A 16,034-nucleotide genomic window follows, 5' to 3' on the forward strand; every position below is an offset into this window, starting at 1 on the left:
GCGGGACTGTCAACGTAAGTTGACATCATGACCGAAGCAACGGATCTCGCCGAGCGCGCGGGCGACCGCGATCCACGGGTCGGACTGCGCGCCGTCGCCGCACTGCGCAGGCTGCTGGAGCAGTTGGAGGCGGTGCAGGTGCGCAGTGCGCGCCATCAGGGCTGGTCGTGGCAGGAGATCGCCGCGGAACTCGGAGTCAGCAGGCAGGCCGTGCACAAGAAGTACGGGAGGCATTGATGTTCGAGCGGTTCACAAAGGACGCCCGTGACGTGGTGCGGACGGCGGTCGAGCACGCGGAACGGGCAGGGGTGCCGTCCGTCGACGCCGAACACATACTGCTCGCGCTGCTCGACCGCGAGGGCAGCCGCGCCTCGTTCGCGCTCACCTCGCTGGGGGTGGCCGGCGAACGCAGGGAATCGGTGCGGGAGGCGGTGGCCGAGGCCCGTCGGCGGGCCGGGCTGTCCCAGTCCGAGACCGACGCGCTCGCCGGGCTGGGGATCGACGTGTCGGAGATCGTCGCCCGCGTCGAGGAGGTGCACGGCGTCGGGGCGATGTCCGGCGACCGCAGGGACAAGGGCTCGTGGTCGGGGCGCCGCAGCTTCGGCCGGGGTGCCAAGCAGATCCTCACGACGTCGCTGCACACCGCCGTCGCCCAGGGGGACCGGCACATCGGCGACGAGCACATCCTCCTGGCGCTGACCGCCCGCCCCGGGATCCCCGCCGAAGTCCTCGCCGACCGCGGGGTGACACACGAGTCGCTGATACGGGTGCTGTTCGGCGGGGGCGGTGATGCGAAGGCCGGATGACCGGGTTCCTGGCCCGGCGCGCGTGACGGGTGCGCTCCAGGGCGGGCGTACGCGGGCGGGGTCGGAGGGCGGTCGGGGAGGGCGGGTGTGCTGGGCCGGGGGTGTCCGTGGCGGGCGCTTTCCAGGGGGCGTACACAGTCGGAGTCGGAGGCGGAGGCGGTCGCGGAGGTCGGGCGTGCTGGGCCTTGGGTGTCTGTGGCGGGTCCTAGGGTGGGGCCTGCCGAGGTTGGCCTGGTCCTTCGAAGGAGCTCTCATGACCGCGTCCGAGCCCGTGCCGCTCGTGTTCGTCCCCGCGGACGGGGTCGTGCGCGAGGCGGTGACCAAGGCGGGCGGGCAGCCCGTGTGGCTGGAGGAGCCGCAGTGGCCGCTGTCGCGTCAGACCGGCCGGCCGATGGAGTTCCTGGGCCAGTTCGCCCTGGAGGGCGGCCGGCTCGCCCATCTGTTCATGACCGGGGACGAGGGGGAGTACGTCGACGGCACGTGGGAGCCGGAGGGCGGGGAGAACGCCCTGGTGATCCAACCCGGCGGCCACATCCCGGACTTCGTGACCGTCGAACGGCGGGCGGAGGGCCCGAGCGCGGGGGCCGACCATCTGCCGCGGCACATCGACTCCGGCGAGGGCTCCAGCGAGGGCTCCGGTGAGCACTCCGATGAGGAGGAGGACCGTCGGCCCTGGCAGTTCCTCGGCGGTCCCGGTGTCGAACCGCACTGGCTCCAGGGCGACGAGACGCCCGGCGACGGATGGCAGCTGGTGGTCCAGCTGGACTCCGGGAAGCTGCCCTTCGATGTCAACTTCGGTGACGCGGGCGTCGGTTATGCCTTCCTCTCCCCGGACGGCAAGGAGGGCCGCTTCCTCTGGCAGTGCACCTGAGCGTCTGACGACTGCCTTCGCGGAAAGCGGCCCGCCGGCTCTCAGACCCTCGGTGCGCGCAGTATCGCTCCGATATGCGCCGCCGCCGTCGACAGATGGCGGCGGGCGTCGCGGAGCTGTTCGTCCGTGACGCCGTGGTCCCGGGCCGCGTCACGGATGTCGTCCCGGAAGCGGTCGAGCAGGCGGTCGAGGTCGCGGGCCGGGTCTCCGGTGGTGGCCTCGTGCGCCCACGAGGGTTCGTACTCCGCCGGGAAGGCCTCCTTGGTGTGCGAGTACTCGGGCTGGGGTGCCGAGGTGCCGGTGCCGCCCCGTCCGAACCCGAAGTCCTTTCCGAACTCCCTTCCGAAGTCCCCGAACTCCTTGGCCAGTTCGGTCAGGCCCTCCCGCACCCCCGTCGGCCAGTCGCCCCGCGCGAAGTGGTCCTGCACCTGCTCCTGCACTCGCTTGGCGATGCGCTGCAGCTCCTCCTGGGCCTGGGCCCGGGCCTGCTCCTGCGCCTCCTTGGCCTGGCGCCGGGCGCGCTGGGCCTCCTCGCGGGCCCGGCGGCTCTCGTCCTTGGCGCGCCGCGCCTGCTCCTTCCACTCCTGTTTGACGCGCCGCATCTCCTCCTTCGCGACACGCCACGACTCCTTGTCGGCGTACTCCCCGAAGTCGCCGAGGGAGCCGTCCTGTTCGCCGCGCCCCTTGCCGCCGGCACCCCGCCGGGCCTCCGTGGCCGCGGCCCGCATCTCGCGCCGCAGATCGCCCGCCGCGCCGCGCACATCGGCCCGGATCTCGGCGGCCAGTTCCGCGACCGACTCGCGGATCTCCAGCTCCAGGTCGGCCAGCTCGCCGCTGCGGTCGGCCAGTTCGGCGCGGCCCGCGTCCGTGATGGCGTACACCTTGCGGCCGCCCTCGGTGGTGTGGGTGACCAGGCCCTCGGCCTCCAGCTTGGCCAGGCGGGGGTAGACGGTGCCCGCCGACGGTGCGTACAGCCCCTGGAAGCGCTCCTCGAGGAGGCGGATCACCTCGTAGCCGTGGCGCGGGGCCTCGTCCAGCAGCTTCAGCAGGTAGAGGCGGAGGCGGCCGTGGGCGAAGACGGGAGGCATGTCAGAGCACCTTCTTGTCGGTCGTGCCGTCGGCCGGGTCGTCGGTCGAGTCGTCGGTCGATTGGTCGTCCTGGCCGGAAACGGAATTGTCCCCCGAGTCGTTGTGTGGTCCGTCCGCCGGGGTGCTCGCCGGGCCGGTCTGCGCGGACGGGTCCGAATCCGCCGGAGGCGTGTCCTCGACCAGGGGGCCGATGTCCTCCGGAGCCACGTCCCACGGCTCCTCCTCCGCCGGGGGCCGCCGCAGCAGGGCGATCGAACCCGAGACGGTCGTCGCCTTCAGGCTTCCGCTGCCCGAGCCGAGCCGGCCGGTGATCCTCTTGGCGCCCCACTGGCCGCTGACCCGCAGGTCCTCGAAGGCGTTGGAGACCGTCCCGCTCGCCGTGTTCGCCTCCACCTCCGCATCCGCCGGGTGGGGCAGCCGGATGGCGATCTCGCCGGAAACGTTCGCCAGGACGATGTCGGTCGGGCGGCTCGCCGGATCCAGGTCGACGATCATCGAGCCGCTCACCGAGTCCGCCTTGACCGAGGAGCCCGCCTCGACCACGGTCAGATCACCGGAGACGGAGTTGAAACGGAGGTCGCCGCGGAGGGCCTGCGCCTCAAGGTTCCCCGAAACGGTGTCGGCGCGCACCGGGCCCGTCAGCCCCACCAGGGTGGTGTCCCCGGTGACCCCCTTCACCTCCGTACGCCCGTCGATTCCGGAGACCACGGCCGCGGCGCCGACCACGCCCACCTCTACGCGCGTGTCGGCCGGGACGGCGAGGGAGACGACGGCGCTGCGCCGCCAACCCTTGCGGTCGAGCCACTTGAGGAAGCCCTTCCACGGCAGGTCGTCGTACGCGACGGTGAGCGTGCCGCCCTGCTGGCTCACCAGCAGGGGTGGCCCCTCGATCTCGGAGACCTCCAGTCGGGCGGAACCTTCGTCCGTGCCCACCACGTTCACCGTTCCGTTGACGATGCGTACGTGGAGTTCGCGCACGGGCTTGTCGAAGGTGAGTTTCCGCGGCTCACCGACAGACCACTCGGACATGGTGCAGACCTCCCCGTCACAACGCGCCATATCGCGTCTCCTGCAATTCACGATATATCGCGGACAGGGAAAGTCAAGACACTCGTTCCGGTGATCTCCGCGGTCTCGGAAATGACCAAAGCGGTCGAATCGCCCTAGCGTGTGAGCATGTCGAACGTCGGTGCCCTGCTCCTGTGCCGGGCGCAGCCCGCGTCCGTCGCCCCCGCCGCCCACCTGCTGCGCGACCGCATGCTGCTCGCCCCGGCAGGCGACGCCTGGAGCGTGCTCCTTCCCGAGGGCCGGCCCTGGCTGCACGGCGGCGAACCCGTCGACCGCGTCCTCACCGGCTGGGCCACCGCTCTCGCCGTCGGCGCCCCCTGGCCCGTACTCGCCCTGTGGTGGGACGCCGACCGCGCCGGCTTCACCCTCGCGTCCGGCTTCCGCCGCCCCGTCGGCTATGTCTGGCTCGCGAACGGCACCCCGGCCGGCGAGGACGAGGCGATGCGCACGTTCGCGGCCCGCCTGGGCCTGGACCCCGTGCTCGACGTACAGGACCTGGACCACCTCACGAAGCCCGACCCCGGGACCGACGCCCGCGCCCGTCTGCGCGCCCTGATCGCCGTCCTCACGCGCGCGGGAGTCGCTCTCCCCGAGGGCATCACCCCGGGCGAGCCCGCCGACCGCCTGCGCGAGGCCGCGCAAGCCCTGCCGGACGCCCGCCCTGCCGAGTGGCCGGGTTGGCGCGAGGCGGTACGGGCGGAACTCGACGCCCTCGAGAGCAGTCGTCCCGGCCCGTGGCTCCCGTGGTCGGGGACGCCACGGGCGAGCGCTCTGGCCCTGGCCCAGGTGGCGGCCGGGCTCCCGCTCACGGCATGGGGCCTACGGCACCGCAGCGGCGGCTGGACCGCGGCGGGGGTGCTGCTGCTGGCGCACGGGGCGGTGGGGCTGGCGTACGACCTGGTGTGGCCGTGGGACTGAGGGCCACGTGAGCCCTGGGACTGCGGGCCGCGGAAGCCTTGGGACTGCGGGCCGTGCAGCCCCGGGACCGAGGGCTGCGAAAGCCTTGGGACTCAGGGACACGAATGCCCTGGGACCGAGGGGCACGAAAAAAGGGGCGCCACGCGGGCGCCCCGACAGCCGGACCCCCGACTCCCCGGACTCCTACTCGTCGTCCTCGTCGTCCAGCCGCGCCAGCCACGTCGCCAGCCGCTCCACCGGAACCTCGAAGTCCGGGTTGAGGTCGACGAACGTACGCAGCTGCTCGGCGAGCCACTCGAAGGTGACCTCTTCCTCGCCGCGACGCTTCTCGAGTTCTTCGATGCCTCGGTCGGTGAAGTACACGGATGCTCCGGACGGAAGTCGGCTGACACGTACACCACCAGGCTATCCGGACTTCCCGCTCCCCGGTCCGGGCGGGGAGTACACCGAATCCCTCGCGCGATGGGTGATGTCCGGCTGATAATCGAGGTCACTGAGGACGGGGGCGGGGAAGCATGGCCGACGAGGTGACGCGGATCGAGCTGCCGGACGGCACGCTCGTCGAGGCGCGGGTGTCCGACGCGGAACTGCTGGGCGACAGGGCGGGCGAGTACAGCGACACCGGGTGGTCGGAGGCGTTCACCGCACGCCTCGAAGGTCTCACCGAGCTCGTGCGGGGCGTCGCCACGACGATGCGCGCGGCGACGGTCGCCGCGGAACCCGACGAGGTGAGCGTGGCCTTCGGGGTCGAGCTGGCGGCCAAGCCGGGCCGGGTGGTGAGCGTCCTGGCCGACGGCGAGGCCAAGGGATCGATCGTCGTGACCCTGACCTGGAGCGACCGCGGTGCCCGGCGCGGCACAGCGGGTGGTGATGCCGACGGCCCAGGTGACGCGGACGGGGCCGGCGCCTGATCGGGTGCCGGACGAGACCATGCCCGAGGGCGGCGAACGTCGGCACGGCTCGGAAGAGCGCCGGCAGATGGAAGAACGTCTCAGCGGCCTGGTCCAGGACGCCACCGTCAAGGTCCATGGGCCGATGGACGCCGGTGACGGCCGGTCCCCCGGGATCTGGGGCAGCGGCTTCTTCGTCGCGCCGGGCCGGGTGCTGACCTGTGCGCATGTGCTGTCCGAATTGGTCGACGGCCGACGGGTGTGGCGCGGGGACGGGGAGATACGCATCACGTACCGCACGCCGGACGGCTCCGGCGAGGCGACGGTGGCGGGGCGGCTGTGGCACTGCCTGCCCGGCATGGACGAAGTGCCCGAAGGGCGGCGGGGGTTGTGGCCGACGCCCGATCTGGCGATCGTCGAACTGACCGAGCACGTCGACCACCCCTGCGTATGGCTCTCGGACCTGTCCACACCGCCCAGCGACAGCGGCGGATGGCTCCTGTACCGGGGATTCACCTACGACGAGTACGGCTCCCTCTCCGACTGGGAGGGTTACTGCCAGGTCGCGGGCGTACACGGGCGGTACGTGCTGCGGCTGACCGGCCACGGGGGAGAGATCAAGGAAGGCCTGTCCGGGGGGCCCGTGGTCGATCTGGGACGGGGCGCGGTCGTCGGCGTGATCAAGTCGCGGCGCAACGACCGGGACGGCGGAAACTGCGTCCGTGTCACGGCGCTCCGCGCTCTGCGGTCGGCCGGAACGCTCGGTGAGGATCCCTACCAGGACCTGATCCTCGCCCACGACGGCTGGCACTGGGACGCGCAACAACGGCATGGGGCCGACAACCACACCTGGGCCTCGGTCCAGTCCCACCTGCTCAGCCGCGGCAGACCCTGGCGCCCCCTCGACCGGGTACAGGCCCTGGGCCTGCTCGCGAAGCTTCCGCCCGCCCCGGACGTGGGCACGATCGGGAAGCTCGTCGACGAGGTCTGTCCGGGCCAGCGCACCTCGCGCATGGAGAGGCCGGGCGCCTGGCGGGATGGCGCCGGGCTTCTGTACGACCCGTTCGACAAGCGCGAGGAGAAGGCCGTGCTCGGCTACCTCGTAAACGTGGCCCGGCAGCAGCGTCGCGCGGCACCGGGCCCGGCCGGAGAGCTCATCGACTGGGCCCTCGAACGTGCGCGGTCGCTGCGCCCGGACGAGCGCGAGGAACTGGCCCGCCTCGCGGCCCCGGAACCGATCCGGATCGGCCACGCGGGCGTGCGGTCGGACGCACCGGGCGGATTCGCCGCGGACCCGGGCCCCTTGGTGCACCGCGCCGACGCGGAGCGGGAGGAGCCGGGCGCCGACCAGGCCTCCGACCCCAACGGAGCGTCGAACGGCGCCTTCGACCCGAACGGTGCCTTCGGAGCGCACGGCCGGTCCGGCCCCCGTCGCAGTTCCCGCCCCGAGTCCGGGCCCCGGCCCGACCCGGAAGCGGCGCTGACCGACGGATCGGCCGTCGTCCTGCTGGAGTTCCGCGGCGACTGGTGGCTGGAGGGCCTCTACAGCTGGACCGTGCGGCTGATGAGTCACACCGGGGACGTGGAACTCATGGCCGTGGGCCAGGGCGTGCCCGTGGACGGCCTCGACCGTCCGCCACCGGACTTGGCCGACGCGCTGCGCGAGGTGTTCCTGCAGGCCGACGCGGGCAGGAACATCGCCCCGCTGTGCGTGGTCCTGCCGCAGGAACTGTTCGACATCCCCGTGGACGAATGGGAGATCAGCCGCTCCTCACGCCACGAGAGCGCCGGACTGGGCGCCGTCCGCTTCGTGAGCGTCGTCGACCAGCTGTCGTACGGCCGTACCGCCCCTGAAGTGCGCAGGTTCTCCCGGGAGTGGCCACCCGAGGACACCACGCCGCGTGCGGTGCCGCTGCTCGGCGAGTACGGGCGCGATTACGGCCTTGGGCGCGGGTACAGGGACGGTCCTGGGCGTGATCCCGGCGCCCCGGCCCCCGTTCTGTACCACTGCGGCCCGATCAGCACCGGACCCGCCGCCGACGCCCTGCGCGTTGCCCTCGACGCCTGGCACGCCGTGGTCCTGTGGCGCCGTGACCAGGCGGGACCCGAGGTGTGCGAGCGATTCGACCGGGGAGTACGGGAGTTGGTCTTGGGCCTGCGGAATCTCGGCGAACTCCCTGCCGCGGTGGCCGAGTTGCGTGCCACTTCCGGCCCGGACGATCCGGCCTCCGACTGGGCGCACGGTATCGCACTGCTCTGGGACGATCCCGTATTGCGATCCGCGTTGACCAGCGATCTCCTGGACACACCGTGACGGCCCGAGGAGTGACGACGTGACGGACTGGTTGATCTACCGCGGTACGGGGGAGCCCCACGACGGGGCGGAGATGCTCCCCGCCCCGCCCCCCTGGCGCGACTTCGACGGAGGGCCCCTCGTCACGGCCGATCCGGAACCAGACTGGGCACTTTCCCGGCGACGTCTCGGCTCGGGCGGGTCCCGTGCGGCCGGCGCTTCGCCCGGCGGAGACGAACTCGACATCATCAATGCCGCCCTCTACCTGCGACGACCACTCCTGATCACCGGCGCCCCCGGGTCGGGAAAGAGCACGATCCCCTACTCGGTCGCGGATGAGCTCAGGCTCGGCCGGGTGCTGCGATGGCCCATCGTCAGCCGGTCGAACGTCCGGGACGGGCTCTACTCCTACGACGCCATCGGCCGGCTCCAGGACTCCCAACTGGGAGCGGCCGTCGACGACATCGGCAGGTACATCCGCCTCGGCCCGCTGGGAACGGCACTGCTGCCGTCGAGATTGCCCCGGGTACTGCTCATCGACGAGATCGACAAGAGCGACATCGATCTGCCCAACGACCTGCTCAACGTGCTGGAGGAGGGCGAGTTCGCCATTCCCGAACTGGAGCGGGCCGCCGACAGGATCCCCGAGGCCACGGTCTTCACGGACGACGGCCTGCGCGTCACCGTACGCGGCGGCCGTGTCCGCTGCCGCGCCTTCCCCTTCGTCGTGCTGGCCAGCAACGGCGAACGGGACTTCCCCGCCCCCCTGTTGCGACGCTGCCTGCACCTGGAGATGCCCCGCCCCGACGAGCGACGGCTGGCCGCGATGGTGCGGGCCCATTTCGGGGACTCGGCGGACGGCCGGATGGCGGAGTACATCGCGCGCTTCCTCGATCGCGGCGGCCGTGATGTGCTCGCCGTGGACCAACTGCTCAACGCCCTCTACCTCGCGGGGTTCACGGGGCAGGACGACATGACCCGGGAACGGCTCGCGGACCTCCTCATGAGGCCCCTCGACCCACAGGGGTGATACCTGGTGACGGATCTGTCCGGCGACGAGCTGATCGGGAGACTGCGCGCGGGCGGCTGCGAACCCGACGCGCGGTCCCTCGCCGACGCTCTGTGGCTGGCGCAGTGGACACCCCCGTCGGACGCCTCGAACGACGGGACCTCACACGGCACCCCCGCCCCCGCCGCCGCAGGGCGGTCCGCCGACTTCGCGGTCCCTGTTCCCGCCGTTCCCGGCGGGCTGGCGCATGCGGCGGCCGCTGCTGAGCCGGACCACCGGGTCCTGCTGACGCCCACCCCCGTGGCGCCCCCGCGCCATGTACCGCCCAGATCCATCCCGGCCCCGGACTCCCTGCCGGGTCTGCGGGAGCTCCAAAGGGCACTGAGCCCGCTGCGACGGCACCGCAGCACCACGGGCCGCCCCGCCGCAGGGGCGCTGGACGAACCGGCCACGGCCGAACTGCGGGCCAGCACCGGCGTGATCCTTCCCATGTTCACCAGCGTCCGGAGCCGGACCGCCTCGTTGCAACTCCTCGTGGACTCCTCCTCGTCGATGGTGGTGTGGGAGCGGGTGGTGGAGGAGCTCACCCAGGTCCTGATCCGCATCGGGGCGTTCCGCGACGTACGGCGCCACCATCTGCATCCGGGACCGGACGGTGACATCCTCGTCTCCACCGGCCGGGGCCCCGGCGAGCGCCCGCGCCCGGCCCGGGGTGTCCTCGACCCCACCGGCGGCACCTTCACCCTGCTGATCAGCGACTGCGCGGGACCGCTGTGGCGCACCGGCACGGCCCAGCGGTTCCTGTACCGGCTCGCCGAGCAGCCGGCACCAGTCGCCGTACTGCAACCTCTGCCCCAGCGGCTGTGGCCGCGCACCGCGCTGCTGCCTCAGCCCGGCACCCTGCGGCTGCGCGGCACCCAGGGACTGGAGTGCGCGTTCACTCCCGCCGACCCCTCGGCCAAGCCGCACGGCACCGCGCTCCCGGTCCCGGTGCTGCCGCCGTCGCCGCGCGCCCTCGAGCGCTGGGCGGGCCTCCTCACCGGCTTGGCACCCACCCGGATCAGAGGGGCCGCGGCCTGGGTACGGCCGGACCACACCCAGGTACCCCCACCGACCGCCCCCGGACCGTGGCGCACTGCGGATCAGCGCGTGAGCCGGTTCCGTGCCGACGCCTCGCCCACCGCTCAACGGCTCGCCGCCTATCTGGCCGCGGCACCCCTTGTCCTGCCGGTGATGCTGTTGGTCCAACGGGCCATGCTCAAGGAGGAGTCGGGCCCGGCGGAACTGGCGGAAGTACTGCTCGGCGGCCTTCTCTCGCACGCCAACCCGGCGGGCACGCGGGGCGAGACGTGGTACGACTTCGCGCCCGGCGTTCGAGACCTCCTGCTGAGCCGGCTCACCAGGGACGAGGCGGCTCTGGTGCTCAAGACCTGCTCAGAGTACGTGGAAGCACGGTTCAGCGGCCGGACGCGCAACTTCCCGGCGCTGGCCGTCGCCCAACTCGGTGGCGCTGAGGCTGTGTTGGCTGTGACACCGGACGCGCCCGACGCGTCCCGGCCACCCGCGCCGTTCGCCGTCGTGTCGGCCGAGGTCGTCCGCAGGTTCCTGCCCGAGCCGGACGTCCCGCCCCCCTCGCCGGGTCAACAGCTGGCCCGGGCACGGGAGTTCCTGGCCGCATACGAACGGGAGCAGGACGGGCGGGCGTTGCTGTCGGCCGTGCGGCTACTGCGCGAGTACCGGGCGAGCGGGTGGGAGCACGCACCGGTCGAGGCCGGCGCGCTGCTCGCGGAGGCGCTGCTCGCGCTCTACCGCAGCGAACGCGACCCGGCCACGCTGGACGAGGCACGAAGCGGGGTGGAGGCATGTCTGGCACAGCAACCGGACTCGGACCGGCCCGGCCCGTGGCACGGCCGAGCTCTGCTCACCCTGGGCCGGCTGCTGCGCGCGCAGGCCGACAACCGGCGTGCGGCGGGCGACACCGACGGCGCCTGCGCCTGTCTGCGCTCCGCGGACCGGGAGTTGTACCAGGCGGTGCGCCGGCTCGCCCCCGACACCGGCGCCGGGCTCGACGCCGTACTGGAACGCGCCGACGTCCTCTACGAGCTGTGGCGGCTGTGCGGTGACCTCGCGCTGCTGCACGAGGCGGCGGGCAGCCTGCGGGCGATCGCCGGGGCCCAGTCGTTCTGGGCCCCGCACACCGCAGACCTCCGGCTCCGGTTGGGGCGGGTCCTGCTGGGCGTCGCGACCGCCGAGGCCCCGGAGCGGGCCCGGCCGTACGCCGCCGACGCGGCGGAGGAACTGGCTGCGGCCCGCGAGGTGCTGGCGGCCGAAGCGGACGGACCTGGCCGGATGACCTCGCTGCTGCTCGATCTCGCCGAAGCCCGGGAGCGGAGCGGCGAGAACACCGCCTCCGTGCTCCGGACTCTTGAAGAGGCCGAGCGGGCCACGGAGTTCGCACCGGGGCAGCGCGTGGCCGTGGCGCTGCGCATCGCCCGTACTCACCTGGCCCGGTCCGCATCCGCCGGTGGCAGCGAGGCACTGCACCTCGCATCCGACGCCTTCGGGCGCGCGGCCGGGCTGCTGCCCGACTGGGACCCGGAGCGGGCGGCCGTACTGGAGGAGTGGGGCACCACCCTGCTCCTCCTGGCCGACACCGGCGCGGATGCCCTGGACGAGGCGGTCGGCGTGCTCACGGACTGCGTCGGCGCCACCCGCGCGGACAGTTCCGCGCTGGTGGGGCGGCTCGTCCTGCTCGGCCGTGCGCTGCGCGGCGCCGACCCGGACGAGGCCGAACGCGTCCTGAGCCGCGCCACGGGGACCGCGGGGCCGCCCGCAGCCGTCGCCCGAGCCTGGTACGAGCTGGGTCTCGTGAAGCGTGAACTCGGCTGGCGGAACCGTGACTTCACGCTGCTGCACGAGGCGGCCGGGCACTGGCGGCGCGCGGCGGACGAGGCTCGGCGGGTGGGGGAAGGCGCGCTCGCGGAGCCGGCGGAGCGCGCGTACCAGGAGCTCGCGGCCCAACTGCGGCCCCCGGAAGGGGAACCCGGTTGAGTCCGGCCGCTTCGCCCGCGCGGCCGAGGGCCCGGCCCCGAGTCATGTCTCGGAACCGGGCCCTCGGCCAGGCACGTGCAGAGGCTCAGGCCTCGAACACCTCGCGAACGAGCTGCTCCTGCTCCGCCTGGTGCCGCTTCGCGGAACCGACCGCCGGAGACGACGAGTGCGGACGCGAGATGCGTCGCAGCCGCTCGCCGTGCGGGACGTCCGCGCCGACCGCCAGGTCCAGGTGGTCGATCAGGTTGAGGGCGATGAACGGCCAGGCACCCTGGTTCGCCGGCTCCTCCTGGGCCCACAGGTACTTCTCGACGTTCGGGTACTTGGCGATCTCCGCCTGGAGCTCGGCACCCGGCAGCGGGTACAGCCGCTCGACACGGACGATGGCGATGTCCGTGGCGCCGCGCTTGGTGCGCTCGGCCTCCAGGTCGTAGTACAGCTTGCCCGCCACGAAGACGACCTTGCGGACCGCGGCCGGGTCGACCGTGGAGTCGCCGATGACCGGGCGGAACTGACCCGACGTGAACTCCTCCGTCTTCGACGCGGCGGCCTTCAGGCGCAGCATCGACTTCGGGGTGAAGACCACCAGCGGCTTGTGGTGCGGGTTGTGCACCTGCCACCGCAGGAGGTGGAAGTAGTTCGACGGCAGGGTCGGCATCGCGACCGTCATGTTGTTCTGCGCGCACAGCTGCAGGAAGCGCTCGACGCGGGCCGAGGAGTGGTCCGGGCCCTGGCCCTCGTAGCCGTGCGGGAGCAGGAGCGTGACGCCGGACGTCTGGCCCCACTTCTGCTCGGCCGCCGAGATGTACTCGTCGACCACCGTCTGCGCGCCGTTGACGAAGTCGCCGAACTGCGCCTCCCACATCACGAGCGCGTCGGGGCGGGCCAGCGAGTAGCCGTACTCGAAGCCCATGACCGCGTACTCGGAGAGCAGGGAGTTGTAGACGTTGTAGCGGGCCTGCTCCTCGGCGAGGTACTGCAGCGGGGTGTACTCCTCGCCCGACTCGCGGTCGATGAGGACCGCGTGGCGCTGGCCGAAGGTGCCGCGCTGGGAGTCCTGGCCGGAGAGGCGCACCGGGGTGCCCTCAAGCAGCAGCGACCCCACGGCCAGCGTCTCGCCCATGCCCCAGTCGATCGTGCCGTCCTCGACCATCGTCGCCCGGCGCTGCAGCTGCGGCAGCAGACGCGGGTGCACGTGGAAGGTGTCGGGGATGTTGACCTGGGACTCGGCGATCCGCTTCACGACCTCCGAGGTGATCGCGGTGTTCACCGGGACCGGGAACTCGGCCTGCGGGTCCGAGACCGGGGCGACGCCCGGCTGCGAGGTGGCCTCGCGGACCTCCGTGAAGACCTTCTCCAGCTGGCCCTGGTAGTCCTGCAGGGCCTGCTCGGCCTCTTCCAGGGTGATGTCGCCGCGACCGATCAGCGACTCGGTGTACAGCTTGCGCACCGAGCGCTTCTTGTCGATCAGGTCGTACATCAGCGGCTGGGTGAAGGCCGGGTTGTCCGACTCGTTGTGACCGCGGCGGCGGTAGCAGATGAGGTCGATCACCACGTCCTTGTTGAACGCCTGGCGGAACTCGAAGGCCAGCCGCGCGACGCGGACCACGGCCTCCGGGTCGTCGCCGTTCACGTGGAAGATCGGGGCCTCGATCATCCTCGCCACGTCCGTCGCGTACATCGACGAGCGGGAGGACTCCGGGGCGGCCGTGAAGCCGACCTGGTTGTTGATGACGATGTGGACCGTGCCGCCCGTGCGGTAGCCGCGCAGCTGCGACATGTTCAGGGTCTCGGCCACCACGCCCTGGCCCGCGAAGGCCGCGTCACCGTGCAGGGCGACCGGCAGGACGGTGAAGTCCGTGCCGCCCTTGTTGATGATGTCCTGCTTGGCGCGGACGATGCCCTCGATGACCGGGTCGACCGTCTCCAGGTGGGAGGGGTTGGCGGCCAGCGAGACCGTGATCTGCTCGCCGTCCAGGCCGGTGAAGGTGCCCTGGGCGCCCAGGTGGTACTTCACGTCGCCGGAGCCGTGCATCGACTTCGGGTCGAGGTTGCCCTCGAACTCGCGGAAGATCTGCGCGTACGACTTGCCGACGATGTTGGCGAGCACGTTCAGGCGGCCGCGGTGGGCCATGCCGATGACGACCTCGTCCAGGCGCGACTCGGCGGCGGAGTCGATGACCGCGTCGAGCAGCGGGATGACGGACTCGCCGCCCTCCAGGGAGAAGCGCTTCTGGCCGACGTACTTCGTCTGCAGGAAGGTCTCGAAGGCCTCCGCCGCGTTCAGCCGGCGCAGGATGCGCAGCTGCTCCTCGCGCTCCGGCTTGGAGTGCGGGCGCTCGATGCGGTCCTGGATCCACTTGCGCTGCTTCGGGTCCTGGATGTGCATGAACTCGATGCCGGTGGTGCGGCAGTACGAGTCACGCAGCACGCCCAGGATGTCGCGCAGCTTCATCAGGGACTTGCCGGAGAAGCCGCCGACGGCGAACTCGCGCTCCAGGTCCCACAGGGTGAGGCCGTGCTCGGTGATGTCCAGGTCGGGGTGCTTGCGCTGGCGGTACTCCAGCGGGTCCGTGTCGGCCATGACGTGGCCGCGGACCCGGTAGGAGTGGATCAGCTCGAAGACCCGGGCGGCCTTGGTGACGTCGTCGTCGTGCGAGGCGTCGATGTCCTTGAGCCAGCGGACCGGCTCGTAGGGGATGCGCAGGGACTCGAAGATCTCGTCGAAGAAGCCGTTCTCGCCGAGGAGGAGGTTCGCGACGATCCGCAGGAACTCGCCGGAGGCGGCGCCCTGGATGACCCGGTGGTCGTAGGTCGACGTGAGCGTCATGACCTTCGAGATGCCGAGCTTGTTCAGGGTGTCCTGGCTGGTGCCCTGGAACTCGGCCGGGTAGTCCATGGAGCCGACGCCCATGATGACCGACTGACCGGGCATCAGACGCGGGACCGAGTGGACGGTGCCGAGGCCACCGGGGTTGGTCAGGGAGACCGTGACGCCGGTGAAGTCGTCCATCGTCAGCTTGCCGTCGCGGGCGCGGCGGACGATGTCCTCGTAGGCCTGCCAGAACTCGAAGAAGTTCAGCGTCTCGGCCTTCTTGATGCCGGCGACGACGAGCTGGCGGTCGCCGTTCGGCTTCACCAGGTCGATGGCCAGGCCGAAGTTGACGTGCGGCGGCTTGACGAGGGTGGGCTTCCCGTCCTTCTCCGCGTAGTGCCAGTTCATCGACGGCATCGTCTTGATGGCCTGCACCATCGCGTAGCCGATCAGGTGCGTGAAGGAGATCTTCCCGCCCCGGGCGCGCTTGAGGTGGTTGTTGATGACGATGCGGTTGTCGAACAGCAGCTTCACCGGGACCGCGCGCACGGACGTGGCCGTGGGCAGCTCCAGCGAGGCGTTCATGTTCTTCGCGACGGCGGCGGCGGGACCGCGCAGGGTCACCAGTTCGGGGCCGCCGGTGGCCTCGGTCGCGGGAGCGGCCTTGGCGGCAGCGGCGGGCTTCGCCGGAGCCGGGGCAGCGGCGGCCGGCTTCGCGGGAGCGGGCGCCGGAGCGGCGGCCGCGGGCTTCGGGGCCGCGGGGGCCGGCGCGGCAGCCGCGGGGGCGGCCGGGGCCTGTGCGGCCGGAGCGGGCGCCGCGGTGGTGGTCTCTGCGGCCCCCGCGGCCGCAGTACCCGCCGGAGCCGAGGCGGCAGCCGCCCCAGGCTTGTAGTCGGCGAAGAAGTCCCACCAGGCTCGGTCTACCGAATTCGGGTCCTGGAGGTACTGCTGATAGATCTCGTCGACGAGCCACTCGTTGGGGCCGAACGCCGCAGCGGGGTTCTTGCCCGCTTGGTCTGCGTCGGTCGAGATGCTCGAGTTACTGGGGGACTGTGGCGACACGGCGGCAACCGCCCTCTTCCGCTTCACAAGGTGATGGACAGCGGGAATAAAGGCTACGCCCCCAAGACCCGGAAGGTCAGGCCGGGCAGGTTCATCGTCGTGTAAGTCACATCGGAAACCGTGTTTCGGGCCTGGAAATGGCGGGAAACAAACGCGGTTCCG

The 16,034-nt window shown here is 71.9% G+C and carries 12 protein-coding genes; 8 read left to right on the forward strand and 4 right to left on the reverse strand.

Annotation, left to right across the window (positions count from 1 at the left end):
• Positions 1–27 precede the first annotated feature (27 nt).
• The 3 genes from EDD92_RS31210 (at position 28) to EDD92_RS31220 (ending at position 1,677) form a co-directional block, all read left to right on the forward strand.
• The gene (locus EDD92_RS31210) at positions 28–237 is read left to right on the forward strand and encodes a helix-turn-helix domain-containing protein (protein WP_030038196.1); all 210 of its coding nucleotides are present in this window, start codon (positions 28–30) and stop codon (positions 235–237) included.
• Entirely contained in the window at positions 237–806 is a 570-nt protein-coding gene (locus tag EDD92_RS31215; RefSeq protein WP_123967410.1) for a Clp protease N-terminal domain-containing protein, read from the forward strand. The genes EDD92_RS31210 and EDD92_RS31215 overlap by 1 nt, the downstream gene beginning before the upstream one ends.
• A 253-nt stretch (positions 807–1,059) precedes the next feature.
• On the forward strand, positions 1,060–1,677 hold the full coding sequence (locus EDD92_RS31220) for a hypothetical protein (RefSeq protein ID WP_123967411.1): 618 nt from the start codon (positions 1,060–1,062) through the stop codon (positions 1,675–1,677).
• 41 nt (positions 1,678–1,718) lie between these two features.
• Here EDD92_RS31220 and EDD92_RS31225 read toward each other — a convergent pair whose 3' ends face one another.
• Together EDD92_RS31225 and EDD92_RS31230 are read right to left on the reverse strand one after the other, a co-directional pair.
• Positions 1,719–2,765, reverse strand: coding sequence for a PadR family transcriptional regulator (locus EDD92_RS31225; RefSeq protein WP_123967412.1), 1,047 nt, complete (start codon positions 2,763–2,765; stop codon positions 1,719–1,721).
• A gap of 1 nt (position 2,766) precedes the next feature.
• Positions 2,767–3,795 carry a DUF4097 family beta strand repeat-containing protein gene (locus tag EDD92_RS31230; RefSeq protein WP_185124179.1) on the reverse strand — a complete coding sequence of 343 codons (1,029 nt, stop codon included), beginning with the start codon at positions 3,793–3,795 and terminating at the stop codon, positions 2,767–2,769.
• A 147-nt stretch (positions 3,796–3,942) separates the two neighbouring features.
• On the opposite strand from EDD92_RS31230, the gene EDD92_RS31235 reads away from it, so the two are divergent.
• Complete coding sequence (locus EDD92_RS31235; protein ID WP_123967414.1) at positions 3,943–4,752, forward strand: hypothetical protein; 810 nt, start codon at positions 3,943–3,945, stop codon at positions 4,750–4,752.
• Between the two features lie 183 nt (positions 4,753–4,935).
• Here EDD92_RS31235 and EDD92_RS31240 read toward each other — a convergent pair whose 3' ends face one another.
• Entirely contained in the window at positions 4,936–5,115 is a 180-nt protein-coding gene (locus EDD92_RS31240) for a DUF6104 family protein (protein ID WP_003992906.1), read from the reverse strand.
• A 152-nt stretch (positions 5,116–5,267) separates the two neighbouring features.
• Here EDD92_RS31240 and EDD92_RS31245 point away from each other — a divergent pair, with 152 nt between their 5' ends.
• The 4 genes from EDD92_RS31245 (at position 5,268) to EDD92_RS31260 (ending at position 11,995) form a co-directional block, all read left to right on the forward strand.
• A complete protein-coding gene (locus tag EDD92_RS31245; RefSeq protein ID WP_123967415.1) occupies positions 5,268–5,663 on the forward strand; it encodes a CU044_2847 family protein in 396 nt (131 codons plus the stop codon).
• Between the two features lie 67 nt (positions 5,664–5,730).
• A complete protein-coding gene (locus tag EDD92_RS31250; RefSeq protein ID WP_185124180.1) occupies positions 5,731–7,956 on the forward strand; it encodes a trypsin-like peptidase domain-containing protein in 2,226 nt (741 codons plus the stop codon).
• Between the two features lie 19 nt (positions 7,957–7,975).
• Complete coding sequence (locus EDD92_RS31255) at positions 7,976–8,965, forward strand: MoxR family ATPase (protein WP_260326867.1); 990 nt, start codon at positions 7,976–7,978, stop codon at positions 8,963–8,965.
• Positions 8,966–8,971: 6 nt separating this feature from the next.
• The gene (locus EDD92_RS31260) at positions 8,972–11,995 is read left to right on the forward strand and encodes an SAV_2336 N-terminal domain-related protein (protein WP_123967417.1); all 3,024 of its coding nucleotides are present in this window, start codon (positions 8,972–8,974) and stop codon (positions 11,993–11,995) included.
• A gap of 85 nt (positions 11,996–12,080) precedes the next feature.
• On the opposite strand, the gene EDD92_RS31265 is transcribed toward EDD92_RS31260, so the two are convergent.
• The gene (locus tag EDD92_RS31265; RefSeq protein WP_123967418.1) at positions 12,081–15,872 is read right to left on the reverse strand and encodes a multifunctional oxoglutarate decarboxylase/oxoglutarate dehydrogenase thiamine pyrophosphate-binding subunit/dihydrolipoyllysine-residue succinyltransferase subunit; all 3,792 of its coding nucleotides are present in this window, start codon (positions 15,870–15,872) and stop codon (positions 12,081–12,083) included.
• Positions 15,873–16,034 lie beyond the last annotated feature (162 nt).

This window comes from Streptomyces sp. TLI_185 (assembly GCF_003814765.1).
GTDB lineage: Bacteria > Actinomycetota > Actinomycetes > Streptomycetales > Streptomycetaceae > Streptomyces.